The following is a 20832-nucleotide window of genomic DNA, read 5'->3' on the forward strand; positions in this document are numbered from 1 at the left end:
CAATACGGCGGCTTGGCGCCGCCGTAGTCCAAATCAATAACAGGTTGCAGCAATTGTAGAAGTGCGCGACAGTAGCAGCCGCTTGACAAGGGTTTGCCAACCATGAACAAAACGCAACGACAGCAACTCATCACCACCCTGAAGGCGCGCTTTGATGCCCATCCACAGCGGCACCCGGGCATCACCTGGGCCAGCGTCGAAAGCCGCCTGGAGGCCGCGCCCGATGCGCTCTCTTCGCTGCAGCAGATGGAGGCCTCGGGCGGCGAGCCCGATGTGGTCGGCGCAGGCGCCGCAGGCGGCAGCGTGCTGTTCTGCGACTGCGCCACCGAAAGCCCAACAGGCCGGCGCAGCCTGTGCTTTGACGACGCAGCGCTTGCCGCACGCAAAGAAAACAAGCCGGCAGGGAGCGCCACCGGCATGGCCGCAGAGATGGGCGTGCAACTGCTGGATGAAGCCCAGTACCGCCATCTGCAGACCCTGGGGGAGTTCGATCTGAAGACATCGAGCTGGCTGGCCACGCCCGATGCCGTGCGCGCCCTGGGCGGCGCCCTGTTTGGCGACCGCCGCTACGACCGCGTGTTCACCTACCACAACGGCGTGCAGTCGTACTACGCCGCGCGCGGCTTTCGCGCCTGCATCGAGGTGTGATCAGGCTTGGCGCCTCGGCTGTGGTGGCGACCATGCAATTGATATTCCTGGATTGCATATAACCTTATCGCCATATATTCAATCCATAAGAATAGATTCACAGCGCCGGAGATGGCGGGACAATACCGGCTGTCAGAAAACCAAACGGTATCGCTATGAAAACCATTCGCCTGCTGAGCGTGGCCGGCGCGCTGGCAGCCACCTCGTGGCTTGCCTCCGCTGCCCATGCAGCCCAGCCCCTGCTCACCCCGGCCGAACTCTCCTCCGCCCAGCAGGCATCGCCTGCGCCGGTGGTCATCGATATCCGCGAACCCAAGCTGTACGCGCAAGGCCATATTCCCGGCGCACTCAATGCGCCGTATGGCAAGTGGCGCGGCCCGGCCACCAATCCGGGCGAGCTGCCCGACACTGCCAAGCTGACGGCACTGGTGCAATCGCTGGGCCTGACCCCGGCCAGCCACGCGGTGGTGGTGTCCACGGGCGCCGATGCCACCGATTTTGGCGCCATGGCCCGCGTGTATTGGAGCTTGAAGGTGCTGGGCCTCAAAGAGCTGTCCATCGTCAACGGCGGCATGAAGAGTTGGGTGGCCGATGGCAAGCCCGTGAGCACCGAAGTGCCGCAGGTTGCAACCAGCAACTACCAGCCCACGCTGGATGACAGCCTGGTCGCCACGCGCGACCAGGTGCGCCAGCAAGTGGACCTGAGCAATGCAGCGCTGGTCGATTCGCGCCCCGATGCCTTCTACAAGGGCGAAACGCGCGCACCTGCGGCCAAGCTCTCGGGCACCTTGCCCGGCGCGCAGCAGCTTGATTTCAATCAATGGTTCGTCAAGGGCACGGCGCAGTTCGTGGACCGCGACACGGCCCGGCAAATCGCGCAGAAGATCACCCGCCAGGACGGCCAGGACACGGTCGCCTTCTGCAATACCGGCCATTGGGCCGCCACCGACTGGTTTGGCCTGAGCGAAATGGCGGGCTTGCCGCACGTCAAGCTCTACGCGGGCTCGATGGTCGACTGGACGCAGCAACCCGATGCGCCCGCGATGCAGAACCAGCCCGGCCGCGCACAGTCGCTCGCCTACGACGCCCAGCAGTGGTGGCAGCGCAAGTTCAAATAATCCAATTCATTTTGGCTGCTGGCGCAATACCATTGCGCGCCAGCAGCTATTGTTTTTATAGTTTTACCGCGCATTGATATGAAGCGATTTCCCCTGTCGATCCTGATGGCCGCCTTCTTTGGCTGGCTGTTGTGGAGCGTTTCCGTGCGCCAGGCGGCGCTGTTCCTGGTTGGCATCGGCCTGGGCGCCATCCTGGCAGGCCAGCGCTTTGGCTTTACCACCGGCTGGCGCTTGCTGGTAGAAGAAAAAGACCCACGCGGCGTGTTCGGCCAGTTGCTGCTGCTGGCCCTGGCCGCTGCCATGGCCATGCCGCTGCTGGGCCACTACCCCGAGCTGACCGCCGCCCTGGGCCCGCCCAGCGTGAGCCTGCTGGTGGGCGCCTTCGTGTTCGGTCTGTGCATGCAGATTGCCGACGGCTGCGGCAGCGGCACGCTGTACAAGGCAGGCATGGGCATCCCCATGAACACGGCCATCCTGCCGATGTTCGCGCTGGGCAGCTTTCTCGGCTCCATGCACCTGGGCTGGTGGCTTGACCTGGGCCGCATGCCCGCCGTGGGCCTGGTCAGCACCTGGGGCTGGGTACCCGCGCTGGGAGCCACGCTGGCGGCGCTGCTGGTGATCGGCCTGGGCGTGCAAGCCTACTGCGCCAAGGCCAGTGCCGCGCAGCAACGCAGCACGCCACCGGTGTGGCAGCGCAAATGGGTCATGGGGGCCGTCGGCCTTGCCATTTTTGCCACGCTCAACCTCGTCATTGCAGGCCAGCCCTGGGGCGTGGTGTACGGTTTTGGCCTGTGGGCGGCCAAGGTGGCCAACGGTGCGGGCCTCGTCGACCTCGGCACCAACTGGTTCTGGAGCCAGCCCGGCAACGCCCAGCGTCTGCAGGAGACGGTACTGCTCGACATTACCAGCATCACCAACATCGGCATCCTGGCCGGCGCCCTGTGGATTGCCGCGGGCAAACCGGCTGCCGCCAAGGCGCTGACCGGCACGCAATGGCTGGTGGCGCTTGCTGCAGGCCTGGTGCTGGGCTACAGCTCGCGCCTGGCCTTTGGCTGCAATGTGGGCGCCATGCTCTCGGGCATCAGCACCGGCAGCATCCATGGCTGGATCTGGGTGCCGCTCGCCTTTGCCGGGACGATTTTCGGGCTGCGCATCCGCCGCCACTTTGGATTCTGAGCACGAGGAAAAACCGCCATGAACACCTCCCTTCTACGCAGCGCTTTCTGGATCGTGCTGGTCGCATTCATCGCCTGGGACTACAGCCACAGCAAGCCGGTGGACCTGCGCTTTGAGGCGCCCCTGATCGCCGCCGGCTCCGGCCAGCACGCCAGCGGCGGACACTGTTCGATGCCGGACTGACAGCCCCCGACACGCGCCTCTGCCACGGCCATCTACAACCATGTGCGGCTTTTTGCCCACATGGTTTTTTTACGCCCGGCAAGCCAGAACCCGCCACACCTCTGTCAAATCTCTGTCATATAGCGAGCGAACAATCACGCTCCATGTCTTCACCGACTCCGCCATACCAACGACATCCACCGTCACTTCAGGCAACCCTCAAAGGGCGCGCCAATTGCACAGCCGTCTGTTCTGATTGCGCCGGAGTGGACCTGTCTTGACTTCCGAGCCTATGGCGACCGCGGGGTCGCCTCCCTTCTTCACTCCTCCCGACAACAGCGGCCTCATCTGGGGCTACGCCTTCACGGGCACGGCGGCAGCCGAGCCGCTGACCACTGCACAGGCGCAGGAGTGGTTGGCCGCCCCGCAGGCCACCGACGGTTTCATCTGGCTGCATTTCAACCTGTCGAATGCCCACTGCCTGCGCTGGCTGGAGCAGTACGGCCAGCTCGATGAACAATACTTTGAAGCGTTGCGCGACGGCGTCGCCTCCACACGCATCGAGCGGCTGGACGATTCGCTGCTGGCGGTGATCAACGACATCGACTTCGATTTCAACTTCGAGTCCGGCGACATCCACACCATGTGGATCCAGGTCTCGCCACGGGTGGTGATTTCGGCGCGCGCGCACCCGCTGCGCTCGGTCGATGCGCTGCGCCAGCAGATTCGCCAGGGCGGCATCCCGGAGTCGAGCACCCAGTTGCTTGAACGCCTGCTGCGCGCCCAGGCCGATGTGCTGGTACGCATCGTGCGCAATGTGACCCAGCGCGTGGACCAGATTGAAGACCAGATGCTGGGCGGGCGCGTGCCCATGCGCCCGCGCCAGCTCGGCGCGTTGCGACGCCTGCTGGTGCGCTTCAAGCGCCTGCTGGCACCGGAGCCATCGGCACTGCTGCGCCTCCTGCAGACGCCGCCGCGCTGGATGGGCAATGACGACCGGCAGGCCCTGCGCGCCGCCAGCGAGGAGTTCTCGGTCTTCCTGCGCGACATGCAATCGCTGGAAGAGCGCATCAAACTGCTGCAGGAGGAGATTGCCGCCAGCATCAACGAAGACACCAACCGCTCGCTCTATACCTTGACGATGATCACGGTTCTCGCCCTGCCGGTGAATCTGATGGCAGGCCTGTTCGGCATGAATGTCGGCGGCATCCCCCTGAGCCAGGACCCGCTCGGGTTCTGGATTGTCATGGGCGTGGTGGTGGCGTTCTCCGTGCTGCTGGCCATCTGGGCCATCCGCAAGCGGCGTGGGCCTAGGGATATTTGAAGCTGGCCAGTTTCTTCCGTCGGATAAAATAGCGGCAGGGTGTCGTCACATGGGGTGCAGCGGCAGGTATAGCGAAGGTCGGGCCGCCTCGCGGATTGTGCAATGCTGACAGGGCTTTGCCGGTGACGCCTCGCATCCATGGGGAGTAAGCCGGATGAATCGCCCTTCTCCAGCCTTGCATGGGAACTACCTCTTCCATGCCCTCGATTGAAATTCTCGCGGCAGGCATCTTTGCCATCGCCCTCACGCACACCTTTCTCGCCAAGCAGTTTGAGCGGCTCTCGCACCGCTACCCTCGCCATGCAGGCGTCTTCCATCTGCTCGGAGAGGTAGAAATCGTCTTCGGCTTCTGGGCCATGGTGCTGATCGCCGCCATGGCCGTGGTGGCCGGCCCGCAGCAGGCCATTGGCTACGCCGAATCGCGCAACTACACCGAGCCACTGTTTGTATTTGTGGTCATGGTGTTGGCCGCCTCACGCCCCATTGTGGCAACCGTGCAGAACCTGCTGGCAGGCATTGCCAAGGCGGTACCACTGCCTACGCCGCTGGCACTGGCATGGCTTGGGCTGGCCGTGGTTCCGCTGATGGGCTCGCTCATCACCGAGCCTGCCGCCATGACGATTGCCGCTCTCACACTGGCGCCGCTGGTGTTCACTCCTGCCATGCCCTCCCACTACAAATACCTGGCGCTGGGTGTGCTGTTCGTCAATGTGTCGATTGGCGGCACGCTCACCTCGTACGCAGCCCCCCCGGTGCTGATGGTGGCCAGCGCCTGGGGCTGGGACAGCGCCTTCATGGTGCAGCATTTTGGCTGGAAGGCCGCAATTGCCGTGCTCATCAACGCCAGCCTTGCCACCTGGGTGATTCGCAAGCACCTGGTGGCGAGTACGGCGCAGCCAGACAGCGCGGCGCATGCCATTCCCTGGTCCGTCGTGGCCGTCCATCTCGTCCTGCTGGCGGCCGTGGTGATGCTGGCGCACCATGCGGTGCTGTTTCTGGGCATTTTTCTGCTGTTTCTGGGATATACGCATGCGTATGCGCGCTACCAGAGCCCGCTGATCCTGAAAGAAGCATTGCTGGTGGGATTCTTCCTGGCAGGCCTCGTGGTGCTCGGGGGCCTGCAGAGCTGGTGGCTGCAGCCGCTGGTGGCCAGCATGGACCCACTCACCCTGTTCTTTGGTGCCCTGGGCCTCACAGCCATCACCGACAATGCCGCCCTCACCTACCTGGGCTCGCAGATCAGCGGCATGAGCGATGCGGCCAAGTACATGCTGATGGCGGGCGCCGTGGCGGGCGGTGGCCTCACGGTAATTGCCAACGCCCCCAACCCTGCGGGTGTCGCGCTGCTCAAGCACGGCTTCAGCAATGCATCCATCAGCATTGGCGGCCTGCTGCTGGGCGCCTTGCTGCCCACGGCCATTGCCTCGCTATTCTTTTTGATGTTCTGACGCAAGCCTGGCAAGCGCCGGCGGCTGATTTCGGCCAATCAGGCCGAAAGCGCAGCCTGGCGCGTGCCAGCCCCATGCACGCCGTAGCCCGCATCCACCCAGGCATCGATGCCACCCAACAGCGGGCGCACCCTGGGGATGCCTGCCTTGCGCAGCAATTGGGCCACGCGGGCGGCTGAGACCTCGTTGGGACAGGCGCAGTACACCACCACCTGCGCCTGTGGATCAATCGCAGGCAGCACGGCCCCCTTGTGCAGCGGATCGTAGGAGTGCGCACCGGGAATGTGCGAGGCATCAAACGCCATGCTGGGCCGTACATCCAGAATGACGGGCTGCTCGCCGCCTTGGAGCATGTCGCTCAACTCTGCCACCGTCAGCCGTTCCATGCGCAATGAGCGGATCACCTGGCGGCGGCTCCACCAGCGCCGGGCGATGAACACGGTAAACGCCAGTGCAAGCAGCAGCAAACCCCATTGGCCCAGTTGCGCCAGCACGGCCAGCAGATCGGCCACCGTGGAGCTGAACAGCCCGCCCAGAAACACCGCAGAGCCCACCCACAGCAAGGCGCCCAGGCCATCAAACAGCACAAAGCGGCCCGGCGTGGTGCCTACCGCCCCGGCCAGGGCGCTGGCAATGGAAGCAAACCCCGGTACAAACTTGGCCACCAGCAGCGATTTGGCACCCCAGCGGCTGTACACCGTCTCGGTGTTCTGCACACAGGAGTCGGGTGAGAGCGAAATCTTGCAGATGCGCGAGAGCACGCGACGGCCATAGCGGCGGCCCAGTGCGAACCAGACATAGTCGGCCATCAGTGCCGCGAAAACCGCCACAGCCACTAGCTGCAACTGGTCTGCCAGCGCACCGCCGTGGATGGCTGCCGTCACCATCAGCACCGGGTAGGCGGGAATGGGCGCGCCCAACTGCTCAATCAGCACATTGAGAAAGACGATCCCCACGCCGTATTCGCGGATCAAAGCGATGATGAAATCCATGTGATGGGCCTTCTTCCAAACGGGAAATTCCTCGCACGCATGGCGTTGCCAGAAGCGTCATACGGCATTGCAGGCAGGTGGTGAAAAGGAATGCCCAACCCGGAACATTAATGGAACCAGGAAACCCGTGGTGTTCGAGGCATAAGCAACCGGCTGCAGCACCACAGAATCTCATGCAAAAACCATAGCTGACTATGCAAGCCTCGCTTGAATTCAAATACAAAAATCTCTGCGCTCCAATACTGGAAAGCGCCAACTGCTCTTTTTATTGAACTCCAGCCTTTTCTGTCGCAGTCTGCACCGGCAGGTCCCAAAGAAAAAAGGCAACGGGCCCGAAGACCCATTGCCTTTGCAGCGCATGCCGGCAGCCATGCTGCCAGCCGCACGGATGCTTAGACGTGCTCGCCGTAGACGGACACGTTGACTTCCACCACCACGTCGGTGTGCAGAGCCACTTCCACGGTGTTTTCGCTCACGGTCTTGATAGGACCGTTAGGCATACGCACTTGCGACTTCACAACCTGGAAACCCATCTTGTTCAGTTCGTCAGCGATGTCGTGGTTGGTCACCGAGCCGAACAGACGGCCGTCAACGCCAGCCTTCTGGGTCAGCTTCACAGTCTGGCCAGCCAGCTTCTCGCCTTGCACTTGAGCAGCGGCCAGCTTTTCAGCAGCAGCCTTTTCCAGCTCAGCGCGCTTGGCTTCGAATTCAGCCTTGGCAGCTTCGGTAGCGCGGCGTGCGCGGCCCGAAGGGATCAGGAAGTTACGTGCGTAACCGTCCTTGACCTTGACGATCTCACCCAGGTTACCCAGGTTCACAACCTTGTCGAGCAGAATGATTTGCATGTTTCGTGCTCCTTAGATCTTGTGCTGGTCAGAGTAAGGAACCATGGCCAGGAAGCGAGCGCGCTTGATGGCAGTGTTCAACTGACGTTGGTAGATGGCGCGCGTGCCGGTCAGGCGTGCGGGGATGATCTTGCCGTTTTCGGCGATGAAGTCACGCAGGGTGTCGACATCCTTGTAGTCGATTTCTTCGACGCCGGTCACGGTGAAGCGGCAGAAGCGCTTGCGCTTGAACAGCAGCGACTGGGTGTTGCGCTTGGGGCGCTTGTCTTTGTTGAATTTCTTGAACGTGGCCATTTCGGACCTCTCAATATGTATCTGGTTGAATATCCTGGATGTGCAGAACCAGCGATTTGCTGTTGCGCGGTGTGGCGAGAAACCCCTGAAATGTCCAGTTGCTTCCTACTGCCTGCCGGGCAATCCGCTCTGCCAGTGCCCCGAAGGCCACGGCTTTGAGCAGCGCGTTCACTTGTCTTGCTTGCCCGGCTTCGGTCTGGGTGGAGCGGTGCTCCAGCACAACATCGATCGCAGGCAATCCAGCCGGGGTAAATCGCAGAATCTTGATCTCTGCGAGGGCGGCTGTCACAAGTACGCGGTTCTCCACCTCCTACTGTGAATTAACGCTCGGCGGCAGCGTGCTCAGCCTGGTTGGCCTTGCGTGCTTCTTCGCGCTCCACGGTCTTCATCATGGCCGAAGGAGTGGTCTCAGCCTTCTTCTTCTGCACAGTCAGTTGGCGCAGCACGGCGTCGTTGAACTTGAACGCGTGTTCCAGTTCAGCCATCACAGCCTGGTCGGCTTCGATATTCAGGCACAGATAGTGGGCCTTGGCCAGCTTGTTGATCAGATAGGCCAATTGACGACGGCCCCAGTCTTCAACGCGGTGAATCTTACCGCCGCCGGCCGTAATCATGCCCTTGTAACGCTCCAGCATTGCTGGAACCTGTTCGCTCTGATCGGGGTGGATCAGCAGCACGATCTCATAGTGACGCATGCAAACTCCTTATGGATTGCGCCACCCGCATCTCACTCAAAATAGCATTCTTTTCAAGCGCGTCTTGTTGCGGTGTGGCAAGGGGAAACCGTGCATTATAAAAAGCCTGGGAAATCCTGTCAATGCGCGCAGGCTTCAACCCGCCACCCGGGTAAAAGCGGCCCTCGGAATCCTCTGCAAAACCTCCGTCAAACAGGATGGACGCGGAGCGCCCATAACCACGTTCAGGCCAGGGCAGGCAGTTTTGCAGAGGGCTGTGGGCATGGATGGACACCATTTTTCCAACATAGGCAGTCAACCCTCTTGAAAAAGGCCCATGCATACCCACATGAACTCCAAAGTTTTTGTTTTTAGGGAATACGAGAAAGAACAATGTCAGACAACCTCAACCCCATGGACGGTCAACCCCTGTCTCCGGAAGAGATCGAAGCGGCGGCTGCAGCCAACGCGGCCGATGCCCAGAATGATCTGCAAGCCCAATTGGCCGAACTGCAGGCCAAGAATGCCGAGTTGGCCGACCAGTACATGCGCGCCAAGGCCGATGTGGAGAACGCCCGCCGCCGGGCTGATGAAGACGTGGCCAAGGCCCGCAAGTTCGGCATCGAGGGCTTTGCAGACAGCCTGCTGCCTGTGATTGACAGCCTGGAAGCGGCCCTGGGCATCCAGAACGCCACCCCCGAGCAATTGCGCGAGGGCTCCGACGCCACCCTGCGCCAGCTCAACGCAGCGCTGGAGCGCAACAAGGTCATCGCGATCAACCCGCCTGCCGGAGAAAAGTTCGACCCCCACCACCACCAGGCCATCTCCATGGTGCCCGCCGACCAGCCCGCCAACACGGTGGTTGGCGTGCTGCAGAAGGGCTACATGATTGCCGACCGCATCCTGCGCCCTGCCCTGGTCACGGTGGCTGCACCGAAATAACGCACCTCCTGGCGTTTTTTGCAACCCGCCCCTTGAAGGGTGCAAAAAGCGCCACAGATAACAGTCAATTCGGACGGGGATACCGTCCAACGGAATAAAAGGAGTTAGAGAAATGGGAAAGATCATTGGTATTGACCTGGGAACGACCAACAGCTGCGTGGCTGTGATGGAAGGCAACAACACCCGGGTTATCGAAAACAGCGAAGGCGCACGCACCACCCCGTCCATCGTGGCCTACCAGGACGACGGCGAAATCCTCGTCGGCGCCTCGGCAAAGCGCCAGGCGGTCACCAACCCCAAGAACACGATCTACGCCGCCAAGCGCCTGATCGGCCGCAAGTTCGAAGACAAGGAAGTGCAAAAGGACATCGACCTGATGCCCTTCCAGATCATCAAGGCCGACAACGGCGACGCCTGGGTGCAGGTGCGCGACCAGAAGCTTGCCCCGCCACAGATCTCGGCAGAAGTGCTGCGCAAGATGAAGAAGACCGCCGAGGACTTCCTGGGCGAAGCCGTGACCGAGGCCGTGATCACCGTGCCCGCGTACTTCAACGACGCACAGCGCCAGGCCACCAAGGATGCAGGCCGCATTGCCGGCCTCGATGTCAAGCGCATCATCAACGAGCCTACCGCCGCAGCCCTGGCTTTTGGCCTGGACAAGGGTGGCAAGGGCGACCGCAAGATTGCTGTGTATGACCTGGGTGGCGGTACCTTCGACGTCTCGATCATCGAAATCGCCGACGTGGATGGCGAAAAGCAGTTCGAAGTGCTGTCGACCAACGGCGACACCTTCCTGGGCGGTGAAGACTTCGACCAGCGCATCATCGAATACATCATCGGCGAGTTCAAGAAAGAGCAAGGCGTCGATCTGTCCAAGGACGTGCTGGCCCTGCAGCGCCTGAAGGAAGCTGCCGAAAAGGCCAAGATCGAGCTGTCCAGCTCGGCTGCCACCGACATCAACCTGCCTTACATCACTGCAGATGCCACCGGCCCCAAGCACCTGAACATCAAGCTGACCCGCGCCAAGCTGGAATCGCTGGTGGACGACCTGATCGAGCGCACCATCGCCCCTTGCCGTACCGCCATCAAGGATGCAGGCATCTCCGTGTCCGACATCGACGACGTGATCCTGGTCGGCGGCATGAGCCGTATGCCCAAGGTGCAGGAAAAGGTCAAGGAATTCTTCGGCAAGGACCCACGCAAGGACGTGAATCCTGACGAGGCCGTGGCCGTGGGCGCTGCCGTGCAGGGCCAGGTGCTGGGCGGTGACCGCTCCGACGTACTGCTGCTGGACGTGACGCCTCTGTCGCTGGGTATCGAAACCCTGGGCGGCGTGATGACCAAGATGATCGCCAAGAACACGACCATCCCGACCAAGTTTGCACAGACCTATTCGACTGCGGAAGACAACCAGCCCGCCGTGACGATCAAGGTGTTCCAGGGTGAGCGCGAAATCGCCAGCGCCAACAAGCTGCTGGGCGAGTTCAACCTCGAAGGCATTCCTGCCGCACCCCGTGGCACGCCACAGATCGAAGTGACCTTCGACATCGACGCCAACGGCATCCTGCACGTGGGTGCCAAGGACAAGGGCACGGGCAAGGAAAACAAGATCACCATCAAGGCAAGCTCCGGCCTGTCCGAGGAAGAAATCCAGAAGATGGTGAAGGATGCCGAGCTGAACGCCGCCGACGACAAGAAGAAGCTGGAACTGGTGCAGGCCAAGAACCAGGGCGAAGCCGCTGTTCACAGCGTGAACAAGAGCCTGGGCGAACACGGCGACAAGATCGACGCAACCGACAAGACTGCCATCGAAGCTGCCGTGAAGGAACTGGAAGAGGCCTTGAAGGGCGAAGACAAGGACGCCATCGAAGCCAAGACCACGGCCCTGATGACTGTCAGCCAGAAGCTGGGCGAGAAGGTGTATGCCGACGCCCAGGCGGCTCAGGCAGGCGCAGCGGGTGCCGCAGGCGGCGCCAGCGCCGCTGCTGCTGACGACAACGTCGTGGACGCAGAAGTCAAGGAAGTGAAGAAGGACTAAGTCCTTCTCGTGACCGGGCCTCGCGCCAATCGCCAATGAACCCCATGCCGGAGTCCGCATCGCCGCACTCCGGCATGGCTTTTCTGCAGAGCCGCTATTGTTTTTATAACTGATGGCGCTTTACTGGCAGGCGTTAAGCCCAGTTTTCACCCAAGTATCCAAAGGCACACGATGACATCTTCCACAGCACCTGCGACCGACGCACTGCATGTTGCAGAGCTCAGCCGTGTCAACCAGAAGATCACCGATGGCGCGGCCGCATTGCCCGCCGTCACGCTCAAGGACGGAAGCCGGGTACAGACCGGCACCGTGGCCACCATGCTCTACAACATCGCGCTCTACAACGCCGGCGAGCGCGGCACAGTCGAAGAAGAGCTGAAGATGGCGATTCCCACGCTGTTCAAGGTGGGATTGTTTGAGCTTTTTCCCCCGCAGCAATGGATTGACGGCGACAATCCCGGCCGCAGCTTTGTGGGCATCCATGCCCGGGCGTATCTGCACGGCGCTGGCTAACCACCCACAGAATTCAAGAACACCATGTCCAAACGCGATTATTACGAAGTCCTCGGCGTCACCAAGACCTCCACGGAAGTCGAGATCAAAACGGCCTACCGCAAGCTGGCCATGAAGTACCACCCCGACCGCAACCAGGGCGAAAAGGCCAAGGAAGCGGAAGAAAAGTTCAAGGAGTGCAAAGAGGCCTACGAAATGCTCTCCGACAGCCAGAAGCGTGCTGCCTACGACCAGTATGGCCACGCTGGCGTGGACCCCAGCATGCGTGGCGGCATGGGCGGTGAAGGCTTTGGTGGCTTTGCCGAAGCGTTTGGCGACATCTTTGGCGACATGTTCGGCAGCGGCGGCGGCCGACGCGGCGGTGGCCCGCAGGTCTATCGCGGCAACGACCTGTCGTATGCGATGGACATCACGCTGGAAGAAGCGGCCAACGGCAAGAACGCACAGATCAAGATTCCCTCGTGGGACGAGTGCGACACCTGCCACGGCAGCGGCGCCAAGCCCGGCACCCAGGTCAAGACCTGCTCCACCTGCCACGGCAGCGGCACGGTGCAGATGCGCCAGGGATTCTTCGCCGTACAGCAGGCCTGCCCGCACTGCCGGGGCACCGGCAAGGTCATCCCCGAGCCTTGCCTCGCCTGCCACGGCCAGGGCCGCATCAAGTCGCAAAAGACGCTGGAAGTGAACATCCCTGCCGGTATCGACGACGGCATGCGTATCCGCTCCGCCGGCAACGGCGAGCCTGGTCAGAATGGAGGCCCGCCCGGCGACCTGTACATCGAGATCCGCGTGCGCAAGCATGAAGTGTTCGAGCGCGATGGCGACGACCTGCACTGCGAGGTACCGGTCAGCATGGTCACCGCCGCGCTGGGCGGAGAGATCGAAGTGCCCACCCTGGGCGGCAAGGCGGCCATCGACATCCCCGAAGGCACGCAGACCGGCAAGCAGTTCCGCCTGCGCGGCAAGGGCATCAAGGGCGTACGCGCCAGCTACCCGGGCGACCTGTACGTGCACATCGTGGTCGAAACCCCCGTCAAGCTGACCGAACACCAGCGCAAGCTGCTCAAGGAGCTGGACGAGTCGCTGAAAAAAGGCGGCGCCAAGCACACGCCCAATAACCAGTCGTGGACAGATCGCCTGAAGAATCTGTTCACCTGATTGCCATGGGCCTGCCTTTGTGGCAAGCCACTATGGAATCCATAGCTGCCAGTGCTTGCTTGTAAAGCGCTGGCAGCTTTTTTTACTTCAGCCCATCAAGTGATTGGGCTTCCGAATGCGTGCAACCCCGACGGCGGCGCAGGGCCAAAGCACCGAGCCCTGCCGCCATCAGGCCGAGCATGGCAACCGCCAGCGGCTGCAGACCCGGCACCTGCTCCACAGCCCGGGCGGTCACCGTCTGCACAAAGGCGCTGCTTTGTGTGGCTGGGTAATTCGCATCGCCGCTGTAGCTCGCCACGATCTGATGATCGCCAACCAGAACCAATTGCTGCGTGGTGATGGTTGCCACACCTGCATTCAGCGTGGCCGAGCCCAGCACGGTCGCGCCATCGGTGATTTCGACCGTACCCGATGGAATCGGCGCGGCCTTGGTCAGCAGGGCTGCACTCTTGGTCGCATCGAAGGCCACTGTGACGGTGAACGTCACACTCTGCCCCGGCAATGAGGGATTCGGGCTGGAGCCGATATCCACGCCCGAGCCGCCCTGCGCGACGACAATGGTTTGCGTCACACCCGTCGCATCCAGATAATTGGCATCGCCCTTCTGGCTGGCCGTGATGGTGCAGGCACCCACCGCATCAAAGCTGATGGTGTTGCCAATCCGGCTGCATGCGCCGCTGACAGCCAGGAGGAGCGGCTCGGTCGATGGGCCAGCTACAGTTGCCACCTCGTAAGTGCCACCGACACGCGGATTGGCAGGCGGTACAGAGCTGATGGAAATCGTCTGCGGCCCCTTGCCAATCAGGACATTCTGCACCACCTGCGCCGCGGCCACATGGTTCGCATCCCCCGCCTGGTTGGCCTGCACTGTACAGGTACCTGCCGAGAGCATGCTGATGAGAGAGCCGTTGGTGCCGCCAGCCGAACACACGCTGGAACTACCTGGCGCCACGCCAAAAATGACCGGCGCACTCGATCCCCCGCCGCTGGCAGATACCGTGAACGACCCGCCCTGGCTGAAGATGGGGCTTGCAGGTGAAGCTGCCATATTGGTGATCGTCTGGCTGGCCTGGAGCACGTTCAGCGTGTATGCCCTCTGCCCGGTGAACCCATTGGCGGAAGTCGCCCCAATCGTAAAATTAAAGGTACCGGCTGCACTGAGCACACCAGACAGCGCGCCCGCGGGCGACAACGCGATACTGGCTGGAAGGATCCCCGCCGAAACTGCAAAACTGTACGGCCCCACCGCGCCATTGGCACTCGATGCCGCCAAGCTCTGCGAATAGCTGGAACCGAACGTGCCCCCAGGCAAAGAGACGGGGGTCACATCAACAGCCACGGTGGTGCAGCTCACCACCACATTCGTCACGTTCGCGCTGATCGCCGACCCGCTGGCCGAGCTGGCACTGCACAGCTGCCCCGCAGGCGCACCAGAAACATTGATGGCCCAGTTGGCGCCCTGCGGCAGCAGCGTGGAGAAATTGAAGCTGGAAGCTGCCTGTCCAATCACCAGACTTTGCGTGCTGCTTGGATTGGTCGCCGAGAGCGCCAAGCTCACGGGCCCCGTCTGGCCCGAAACGGTTCCACCTACAGAAAATTCGGTAGGTGCAAAACAGATCAACGCCGCCCCATTACCCGATTGCACGCCATTGTTGAAAGCCACCGCCGTCAGCCCAGGTGCGGCAGAGCTTCCGCCAGCGCCACCACCGCCGCCGCCGTTCCAGTTCTGCAGGCAGGCGGTGGTTCCTACGCCAGCACCTCCACCACCGGCCCCCACGGTAGCACCACCGCCACCGCCGCCGCCAAAGCCCGCCCCGCTGAAGGAACCCGAAAAATTGAAGGAATCACCGCCATCACCGTTCGCAGCATTGCCTGCCGTGGCAGGAAAGTTTCCGCAGCCACCACCGCCAGCCCCTCCGGTGCCAACAGCGCCGCCACCGCCCCCAAACGGCCCCGGGCCGCCCGGCACATTGGCGCCTGCAGTGCCAGTGCCACCGCCACCCACCCCCCCATTTCCGCCGGCGATAACCTCAGTGGTACTCCACCCCGCATTTCCACCACCTCCGCCACCGCCAGCAATCGCAACACGATTGCCGATGGCGTTGCCATTGACACGCAGGTCCGTGGCACCTCCGCCAATGCCATCAACACCCTGCCCGATGCCCCCTGGGTTGACCGATTGCGAGCCTTGCCCTCCCACCCATATGGACAGTTGCGCACCGGGCGTCACCGCCAGCGTACCCCTGACCCGCCCGCCCAGGCCACCCGCACCTCCGGGCGAATTGGGGCTGCCGCCAATGGTGCCTGCCCCGCTTCTGCCCGCGCCGCCCTGCGCGCCACTGAGGTACACGGTCAACGAATGCACTCCCTGCGGCACGGTGACGGTCTGTTCACCACCGGTGAAACCGAACGACACCGATGTCTCTCCAGGCGAGCAACTCTGTGCATAAGCTGCGCTGGCCATCAGCCATGTCCCCGCCACCACCAATGCATTCATCGAACGGAACCGCCACCCGCCAGAAGGCTTGCGTGTTGACGGCGCTGGCGTCTGGGGCGATGGATCGTTGTTCATGATGGGCCTCGTGGTAAAACAATTTACGCGATAAAAGCACAAATAGAAACATATTTTGCGAGCCCATTATTTCCAGTTTCCGCCCCTTGAAGCAAGAGAGTGATTACCTACTGCAAATAGGTATTGCGTCTTCCTACAAATGTGGTCACGCGCAACGGCATCTGGTGCAAAGCCGATGTCACACAACAGGGACGCCCCTGCACAGGTCGTGAGGCATACTGCGGCACCTGCCCGACAAAAGCGCAAGATGAGGCGTATTTACCGCGCTGCTAACCCGCTGGGCGACTAGCCTGCCGCAAGGTCTGCACCAGCAGTTGCTGCAGCCCATCGACCGCCGCATTGCCGCGCGATGCCCGGCTGCGGTAGGCAGCGACCTCCATGGGCGCCAAGGGGCCCAGGCCGTGTTCGATGCCCAGCTGCTGCAGGTGGGCAGGCGCGCTGCACTGGGTGAGCGCGGCCACGGCCAAGCCGCTTTCGACGGCGGCAATCTGCCCGGCCAGGCTGGAGCTGTTGTAGACCACCTTGTAGCGCCGCCCCTGCTGCGCCAGCGCATGCATGGCGCCCCGCCGCGCCAGGCTGGCCTCCTCGTACACGGCAATGGGCAATGGATCGCGCCGCCACAGTTCAAACTGCGGCGACCCCACCCAGACCATGGGTTCGTGGAACAGCAGAATGCCGCGCCGCGCATGGTCGCGCGAGACCAGCGCCACATCCAGATCACCCTGTGCAACACGAGGAATGAGCGCCGTCGATTGCTCGCAATTGAGCTCAATCTCCACACTGCTGTGGCGCAACGCAAAGCGGCGCAGCACCGGCGTCAGGTACTTTTGCGCATAGTCATCGGGCACGCCCAGGCGCACGCGCCCGGTCAGCGGCTGGTTGTGCAGTGCCTGCTGCGCCTCGGCCTGCAGGTCGAGCATGCGGCGCGCATAGCCCAGCAGCGTCTGGCCTTCGGGCGTGAGCTGCAGCCTGCGGCTGCTGCGGTCCAGCAGGCGATGGCCCATCGCGTCTTCCAGCTTCTTGATCTGCATGCTGACCGCCGACTGCGAGCGGAACACCTCCGTCGCAGCGCTGGACAGCGCTCCCGTGTCCACCACCGCCACAAAGCATTTGAGCCAATCGAGCTGCATGTCGCGCAGGTGTTCCATGGTCCCTCGTCTATTCGATTATCGAAATATTGGATGCCAAATTATGCGCTTTTCGTTTTTTGAAGACAACGGGACACTGCGTGCATGCATACCCCATCCAGCGCCGTCATGGCGGCATCCACTCCCTCGCCCAGGCAACATGCCGTCAGCAGTGGCGCCCTGCCCTTCTTGCTGGGCTGCATGCTGCTTGGCACGGTCGGCGTGTTTGTGCAGGAAGCGCATGCCGCCCCCATCACCGCCACCTGGTTTCGTTGCGCCTTCGGCCTTTTGGGGTTGACGGCGTGGATGGCCTGGCGAAGGCAATTGCCGCTGCTGCGTCTGCCGCGCCGCACGGCGCCATGGGTGCTGGCATCGGGCGTGCTCATGATTGCCTCCTGGGCTCTCTTCTTTCAGGCCATGACCTACACCTCGGCGGGGATGGCGATTGTGCTCTTCCATGTGCAACCTCTGTGGCTGTTGCTGTTTGGCGCGCTGTGGCTGGGCGAGAGGGTAGGAAGGCAGCGCCTGGCTGCCGTGCTGGCGGCCCTGTTCGGCCTCGCTCTGGCCACCGGCGTGCTGCAGCACCTTCCGCTATTTGGAGCAGAAGACCTTCACCAGAGCGGCTACTGGCTGGGCGTTGCGCTGTGCATGGTGGGCGCGGTATGCATGGCCGGCGTCACGCTCTGCGCCAAGAAGGCGCAAACCAGTGCCAGCGCCCTGGCGTGGTGGCAATGCCTGCTTGGCGCACTGACGCTGTGGATCTGGCCCGTGCAATATGGATGGCCGGCCTGGGGAGGCGCATGGCTCTGGCTTGCCGGCCTGGGCCTCGTGCATACCGCACTGGCCTACACCCTGATCTATGCTGGCACGCTCCGCCTGCCCACATCGCGCATCGCCATCTTCCAGTTTGTCTATCCGGCCGTGGCCATCGTGATTGACTGGCTGTACTTCCGCCAGACGTTGAGCACTGCGCAACTGATCGGCATTGCGGTGCTCACCGTCGCCATCAGCGTGGCGGAGCGCCCCTCCCGCGCGCGCCCAGTCCGGCAATAGCGCAGGTGATCGGCAGGCGCATCGTGCTCATTCCACCGGGACCGGCGCATTGGCCAAAGATTTGGCAGCCGCAGCGGCAGCCCGGCGCGCAAAGCGCCTGCGCAGACCCAGCCACAGCGGCACGCCAATCACCACCAGTACCAGGAGCCAGGGAATGAGCCCCGCAACCGTGACGACCAGGCTTTGCGCACTGAAGGCGAAGGTATCCCAGCTGCGCTGCCAGGTTTGCCGCCAGGGGCTGTAGGTGCCGCTGACGATGACCCGCTGGGGCTGGAACTGCATCTGCACCAGCTGCTTGGCTGTTTCACGCTCCAAGAGGGCACGCTGGGTGGCGGCGGCATCGATTTCTGCCTGCACCTGCGACATGGTGTCGCGGATTTCGATCAGGTCCTGCAAGGTGCGCTTCACGTTTTTCTCGCGCAGCAGCTCGCGCAGGCTGTCGCGGTACTCACTGCGGTTCTTGATCTGCGCCTCCACATCGATCACCTGGCTGGTCTTGTCTTCGGTGGATGTCTGGTGGTTGAGGATTTTCGCGTTGCCGCCCAGGGTGGCCGTCAGCATGGCAAAGTCGCGCGGATTGATGCGCATCGTCAGGTACGCACTGGCAGCGGATTGCGCGGTTTCCCGTTGCAGTGCAGAACCTTCCACATAGCAGTCAAGCCGCTCGCAGGTGGATTTGACTGTCTCCCACAGGCCAGCCAGCTCGGCGGCCGGGCTTTCGATCTGCATGCGATGGCTGACGGCCAGAAAGCGCTGGCTGGGCGCTGTGCTGGCAGGCTGCGCAGCATCCATGCCTGCGCCAGCGGCCATAGGGGCCATGGGAGCCGGCGCGGGCGTCGGCGCCGACACCAGCTTGGCAGCAGCCGCCTTTCCCGGCGCGGCCTCCTCCAACATGGCACGCGGGCGAGCCCGCCTCTCCAGCGTCGCGCCATTGTCCTGTGCAGCCCCGGATGCAAATGTCGCAGGTTCTGCCACCGCACCCTGCGAATCAGAAGCACTGGTGGAGGCATCTGGCGAACAGGCTGCCACCAGGGTGGCTGCAGCCAGTGCCAAAGCCAGCAGCCGGGCAGAACGCGGTAATGCGGGCAGGCGCGGCTTGTCAGAATGAAATGGTGTGCGAAGGGTCATGGCAGCTTTCTCCGATGAAATGTCTTGGACATGCATTGAATCGGTGCCAGGCCGGCAAAGGGGTCAATCCGTTACACAAGCAAACAAATTACTCCCAGCCCGACAGGCGGACGCGTCATGCCCTGCGGGCCCAGGGACAGCCACAGCGCTGTCACCGCATCGTCAAATTTCAAACACGTAAGCCATCGCAAATGGCGATGCCAAAATGCTTTTTATTGCGTAAAATGGCCTTCGCTTTCTAAAACCACGATATCTCCCCACCATGAAAAGCTCCGAGCGCAGTTTTGCGCGCCGTATCGACCTGACCTCGCTCCAGCTGTTTGTGGCCGTGTGCGAGCTAGGCAGCATCGGCCGTGCGGCGGAGCGCGAGTTCATTGCCGCATCGGCTGTCAGCAAGCGCCTGTCAGACCTCGAAACCGCGGTCGACACCCAGCTGCTCTATCGCCACAGCCGTGGCGTGACCTTGACGCCTGCGGGCGAGAGCCTGCTGCACCATGCCCGCAATGTGTTGTTCGGGCTGGAGCGCATGCAGGGCGAGCTGTCGGAGTACGCCGATGGCGTGCGCGGCCATGTGCGCGTGCATGCCAATATCTCGGCCATCGTGCAGTTCCTGCCCGAGGACCTGGGCAGCTTTGCGCGCGAGCACAGCCAGATCAAGATCGACCTGCAGGAGCACCTGAGCGCCGACGTGGTCCAGGCCGTGCATGAAGGCACGGCAGACCTTGGCATCTGCAACCCGGACGCCGTGCAGGGCGCGGCCGAAATGGAGCTGCAGTCACGCCCCTACCGGTCTGACCACCTGATGCTGGTGGTGCCGCTCTCGCACGCGCTGGCCAAGCGCGACGCGATCAGCTTTGAAGAAGCGCTGGAATGGGACATTGTCGGCCTGCAATCGGGCAGCAGCATCAGCCAGGCCATGCGCTCGGCATCGGCCCAGTTGCGCCGCCCGCTGCGCCAGCGCATCCAGGTAACGAGCCTGGACGCGATGTGCCGCATGATCGACAACGGCCTGGGCGTCGGTCTGGTGCCCGACCGGGCCTTCACTCTGATGCACGGCGTGGGCAACCTGCGCGGGATCCAGTTGACCGACGACTGGGCGCACCGCGAGCTGCGCCTGATGGCACGCGATTTTGATGCCCTCCCCGTGACTGCGCGGCTGCTGGTCGAGCACCTGAGCCCCCGGCCTGTCGCCGACGCGCTTGCGCCCGGTGACGATGCCACCCATACAATCCGCGCCCTGCAGCCGTCCCTAGGACTTGGCGCGCTATAAATTTTGCCCCCCATTACAAACACTTGACCGAAAGAGACCACGATGACCGGACGCACCCTCTACGACAAGATTTTTGACGAGCACGCCATCCACACCGAAGAAGATGGCACCACCATCCTCTATATCGACCGCCATCTGGTGCACGAAGTGACCAGCCCGCAGGCCTTCGAAGGCCTGCGCATGGCCGGCCGCAAGCTGTGGCGCGTGAGCTCCGTGGTGGCTACTGCCGACCACAATACGCCCACCACCGGCTGGGAACGCGGCTACGACGGCATTGAAGACCCGATCAGCAAGGAGCAGATCACCACGCTGAATGACAACATCGGCGAATTCGGTGCAGCCGCGTTCTT

Annotated in this window: 22 protein-coding genes; 13 read left to right on the forward strand and 9 right to left on the reverse strand. The window is 62.6% G+C overall.

Annotation, left to right across the window (positions count from 1 at the left end; genetic code table 11):
• Positions 1–102: 102 nt before the first annotated feature.
• The 6 genes from ACH2DG_RS17820 to ACH2DG_RS17845 all read left to right on the forward strand — a co-directional run bounded on the left by ACH2DG_RS17820 (position 103) and on the right by ACH2DG_RS17845 (position 5876).
• On the forward strand, positions 103–648 hold the full coding sequence (locus ACH2DG_RS17820; RefSeq protein ID WP_395027756.1) for a DUF4256 domain-containing protein: 546 nt from the start codon (positions 103–105) through the stop codon (positions 646–648).
• A gap of 155 nt (positions 649–803) precedes the next feature.
• Entirely contained in the window at positions 804–1766 is a 963-nt protein-coding gene (locus tag ACH2DG_RS17825; RefSeq protein WP_395027757.1) for a sulfurtransferase, read from the forward strand.
• 78 nt (positions 1767–1844) lie between these two features.
• Complete coding sequence (locus ACH2DG_RS17830; RefSeq protein WP_395027759.1) at positions 1845–2942, forward strand: YeeE/YedE thiosulfate transporter family protein; 1098 nt, start codon at positions 1845–1847, stop codon at positions 2940–2942.
• Between the two features lie 18 nt (positions 2943–2960).
• Entirely contained in the window at positions 2961–3125 is a 165-nt protein-coding gene (locus ACH2DG_RS17835) for a hypothetical protein (protein ID WP_395027760.1), read from the forward strand.
• 271 nt (positions 3126–3396) lie between these two features.
• The gene (locus ACH2DG_RS17840) at positions 3397–4428 is read left to right on the forward strand and encodes a transporter (RefSeq protein WP_395027776.1); all 1032 of its coding nucleotides are present in this window, start codon (positions 3397–3399) and stop codon (positions 4426–4428) included.
• A gap of 197 nt (positions 4429–4625) precedes the next feature.
• Entirely contained in the window at positions 4626–5876 is a 1251-nt protein-coding gene (locus tag ACH2DG_RS17845) for a putative Na+/H+ antiporter (protein WP_395027761.1), read from the forward strand.
• A 38-nt stretch (positions 5877–5914) separates the two neighbouring features.
• On the opposite strand, the gene ACH2DG_RS17850 is transcribed toward ACH2DG_RS17845, so the two are convergent.
• From ACH2DG_RS17850 to ACH2DG_RS17875, 6 genes are all read right to left on the reverse strand, one after another.
• The gene (locus ACH2DG_RS17850; RefSeq protein WP_395027762.1) at positions 5915–6868 is read right to left on the reverse strand and encodes a rhodanese-like domain-containing protein; all 954 of its coding nucleotides are present in this window, start codon (positions 6866–6868) and stop codon (positions 5915–5917) included.
• A gap of 392 nt (positions 6869–7260) precedes the next feature.
• Positions 7261–7713 carry a 50S ribosomal protein L9 gene (rplI, locus tag ACH2DG_RS17855; RefSeq protein WP_184707542.1) on the reverse strand — a complete coding sequence of 151 codons (453 nt, stop codon included), beginning with the start codon at positions 7711–7713 and terminating at the stop codon, positions 7261–7263.
• Positions 7714–7725: 12 nt separating this feature from the next.
• Positions 7726–8007, reverse strand: a complete 282-nt coding sequence (rpsR, locus tag ACH2DG_RS17860) for a 30S ribosomal protein S18 (protein ID WP_184707545.1) — start codon at positions 8005–8007, stop codon at positions 7726–7728.
• Positions 8008–8017: 10 nt separating this feature from the next.
• Positions 8018–8314 carry a primosomal replication protein N gene (gene priB / locus ACH2DG_RS17865; RefSeq protein ID WP_224149990.1) on the reverse strand — a complete coding sequence of 99 codons (297 nt, stop codon included), beginning with the start codon at positions 8312–8314 and terminating at the stop codon, positions 8018–8020.
• A 13-nt stretch (positions 8315–8327) separates the two neighbouring features.
• Positions 8328–8702, reverse strand: coding sequence for a 30S ribosomal protein S6 (gene rpsF / locus ACH2DG_RS17870; RefSeq protein WP_184707549.1), 375 nt, complete (start codon positions 8700–8702; stop codon positions 8328–8330).
• Positions 8689–9075 (reverse strand): hypothetical protein, encoded by a 387-nt coding sequence (locus ACH2DG_RS17875; protein ID WP_395027763.1) that lies wholly within the window; start codon positions 9073–9075, stop codon positions 8689–8691. Before ACH2DG_RS17875 ends, rpsF begins: the two co-directional genes overlap by 14 nt.
• Here ACH2DG_RS17875 and grpE point away from each other — a divergent pair.
• From grpE to dnaJ, 4 genes are all read left to right on the forward strand, one after another.
• Entirely contained in the window at positions 9075–9623 is a 549-nt protein-coding gene (gene grpE / locus ACH2DG_RS17880) for a nucleotide exchange factor GrpE (protein WP_224149991.1), read from the forward strand. The genes ACH2DG_RS17875 and grpE overlap by 1 nt on opposite strands.
• A 112-nt stretch (positions 9624–9735) precedes the next feature.
• A complete protein-coding gene (gene dnaK, locus ACH2DG_RS17885; RefSeq protein WP_395027764.1) occupies positions 9736–11661 on the forward strand; it encodes a molecular chaperone DnaK in 1926 nt (641 codons plus the stop codon).
• A 171-nt stretch (positions 11662–11832) separates the two neighbouring features.
• Positions 11833–12174, forward strand: a complete 342-nt coding sequence (locus tag ACH2DG_RS17890) for a hypothetical protein (RefSeq protein WP_224149993.1) — start codon at positions 11833–11835, stop codon at positions 12172–12174.
• 24 nt (positions 12175–12198) lie between these two features.
• Positions 12199–13332, forward strand: a complete 1134-nt coding sequence (dnaJ, locus tag ACH2DG_RS17895; protein ID WP_395027766.1) for a molecular chaperone DnaJ — start codon at positions 12199–12201, stop codon at positions 13330–13332.
• 82 nt (positions 13333–13414) lie between these two features.
• Here dnaJ and ACH2DG_RS17900 read toward each other — a convergent pair whose 3' ends face one another.
• The gene (locus tag ACH2DG_RS17900) at positions 13415–15904 is read right to left on the reverse strand and encodes an Ig-like domain repeat protein (RefSeq protein WP_395027767.1); all 2490 of its coding nucleotides are present in this window, start codon (positions 15902–15904) and stop codon (positions 13415–13417) included.
• Between the two features lie 269 nt (positions 15905–16173).
• Positions 16174–17052: a LysR family transcriptional regulator gene (locus ACH2DG_RS17905; RefSeq protein WP_395027769.1), complete on the reverse strand. Its 879-nt coding sequence runs from the start codon at positions 17050–17052 to the stop codon at positions 16174–16176.
• Positions 17053–17136: 84 nt separating this feature from the next.
• Here ACH2DG_RS17905 and ACH2DG_RS17910 point away from each other — a divergent pair, with 84 nt between their 5' ends.
• A complete protein-coding gene (locus tag ACH2DG_RS17910) occupies positions 17137–18084 on the forward strand; it encodes a DMT family transporter (protein WP_395027771.1) in 948 nt (315 codons plus the stop codon).
• A gap of 27 nt (positions 18085–18111) precedes the next feature.
• Here ACH2DG_RS17910 and ACH2DG_RS17915 read toward each other — a convergent pair whose 3' ends face one another.
• Positions 18112–19212: a DUF4349 domain-containing protein gene (locus ACH2DG_RS17915; protein ID WP_395027772.1), complete on the reverse strand. Its 1101-nt coding sequence runs from the start codon at positions 19210–19212 to the stop codon at positions 18112–18114.
• A gap of 262 nt (positions 19213–19474) precedes the next feature.
• Between ACH2DG_RS17915 and ACH2DG_RS17920 the strand changes: the two genes are divergently transcribed.
• Both ACH2DG_RS17920 and ACH2DG_RS17925 read left to right on the forward strand, forming a co-directional pair.
• Positions 19475–20482: a LysR family transcriptional regulator gene (locus tag ACH2DG_RS17920; RefSeq protein ID WP_395027773.1), complete on the forward strand. Its 1008-nt coding sequence runs from the start codon at positions 19475–19477 to the stop codon at positions 20480–20482.
• A gap of 42 nt (positions 20483–20524) precedes the next feature.
• On the forward strand, positions 20525–20832 hold a 308-nt coding region (locus tag ACH2DG_RS17925; protein WP_395027774.1), incomplete at its 3' end, for an aconitase family protein.

The sequence above is a fragment of the Comamonas odontotermitis genome (genome assembly GCF_040396735.1).
In the GTDB taxonomy this organism is placed as follows: Bacteria; Pseudomonadota; Gammaproteobacteria; order Burkholderiales; family Burkholderiaceae_C; genus Comamonas; species Comamonas odontotermitis_C.

What these genes read in the sequence shown, in the direction of transcription:
- ACH2DG_RS17900 (WP_395027767.1), bottom strand. Translation starts at nt 15,904, where the DNA reads ATGAACAACGATCCATCGCCCCAGACGCCAGCGCCGTCAACACGCAAG.
- ACH2DG_RS17820 (WP_395027756.1), top strand. Translation starts at nt 103, where the DNA reads ATGAACAAAACGCAACGACAGCAACTCATCACCACCCTGAAGGCGCGC.
- rpsF (WP_184707549.1), bottom strand. Translation starts at nt 8,702, where the DNA reads ATGCGTCACTATGAGATCGTGCTGCTGATCCACCCCGATCAGAGCGAA.
- rplI (WP_184707542.1), bottom strand. Translation starts at nt 7,713, where the DNA reads ATGCAAATCATTCTGCTCGACAAGGTTGTGAACCTGGGTAACCTGGGT.
- ACH2DG_RS17830 (WP_395027759.1), top strand. Translation starts at nt 1,845, where the DNA reads ATGAAGCGATTTCCCCTGTCGATCCTGATGGCCGCCTTCTTTGGCTGG.
- dnaK (WP_395027764.1), top strand. Translation starts at nt 9,736, where the DNA reads ATGGGAAAGATCATTGGTATTGACCTGGGAACGACCAACAGCTGCGTG.
- grpE (WP_224149991.1), top strand. Translation starts at nt 9,075, where the DNA reads ATGTCAGACAACCTCAACCCCATGGACGGTCAACCCCTGTCTCCGGAA.
- ACH2DG_RS17910 (WP_395027771.1), top strand. Translation starts at nt 17,137, where the DNA reads ATGCATACCCCATCCAGCGCCGTCATGGCGGCATCCACTCCCTCGCCC.
- ACH2DG_RS17920 (WP_395027773.1), top strand. Translation starts at nt 19,475, where the DNA reads ATGAAAAGCTCCGAGCGCAGTTTTGCGCGCCGTATCGACCTGACCTCG.
- dnaJ (WP_395027766.1), top strand. Translation starts at nt 12,199, where the DNA reads ATGTCCAAACGCGATTATTACGAAGTCCTCGGCGTCACCAAGACCTCC.
- ACH2DG_RS17845 (WP_395027761.1), top strand. Translation starts at nt 4,626, where the DNA reads ATGCCCTCGATTGAAATTCTCGCGGCAGGCATCTTTGCCATCGCCCTC.
- ACH2DG_RS17825 (WP_395027757.1), top strand. Translation starts at nt 804, where the DNA reads ATGAAAACCATTCGCCTGCTGAGCGTGGCCGGCGCGCTGGCAGCCACC.
- ACH2DG_RS17915 (WP_395027772.1), bottom strand. Translation starts at nt 19,212, where the DNA reads ATGACCCTTCGCACACCATTTCATTCTGACAAGCCGCGCCTGCCCGCA.
- ACH2DG_RS17835 (WP_395027760.1), top strand. Translation starts at nt 2,961, where the DNA reads ATGAACACCTCCCTTCTACGCAGCGCTTTCTGGATCGTGCTGGTCGCA.
- ACH2DG_RS17840 (WP_395027776.1), top strand. Translation starts at nt 3,397, where the DNA reads ATGGCGACCGCGGGGTCGCCTCCCTTCTTCACTCCTCCCGACAACAGC.
- rpsR (WP_184707545.1), bottom strand. Translation starts at nt 8,007, where the DNA reads ATGGCCACGTTCAAGAAATTCAACAAAGACAAGCGCCCCAAGCGCAAC.
- ACH2DG_RS17890 (WP_224149993.1), top strand. Translation starts at nt 11,833, where the DNA reads ATGACATCTTCCACAGCACCTGCGACCGACGCACTGCATGTTGCAGAG.
- ACH2DG_RS17905 (WP_395027769.1), bottom strand. Translation starts at nt 17,052, where the DNA reads ATGGAACACCTGCGCGACATGCAGCTCGATTGGCTCAAATGCTTTGTG.
- ACH2DG_RS17850 (WP_395027762.1), bottom strand. Translation starts at nt 6,868, where the DNA reads ATGGATTTCATCATCGCTTTGATCCGCGAATACGGCGTGGGGATCGTC.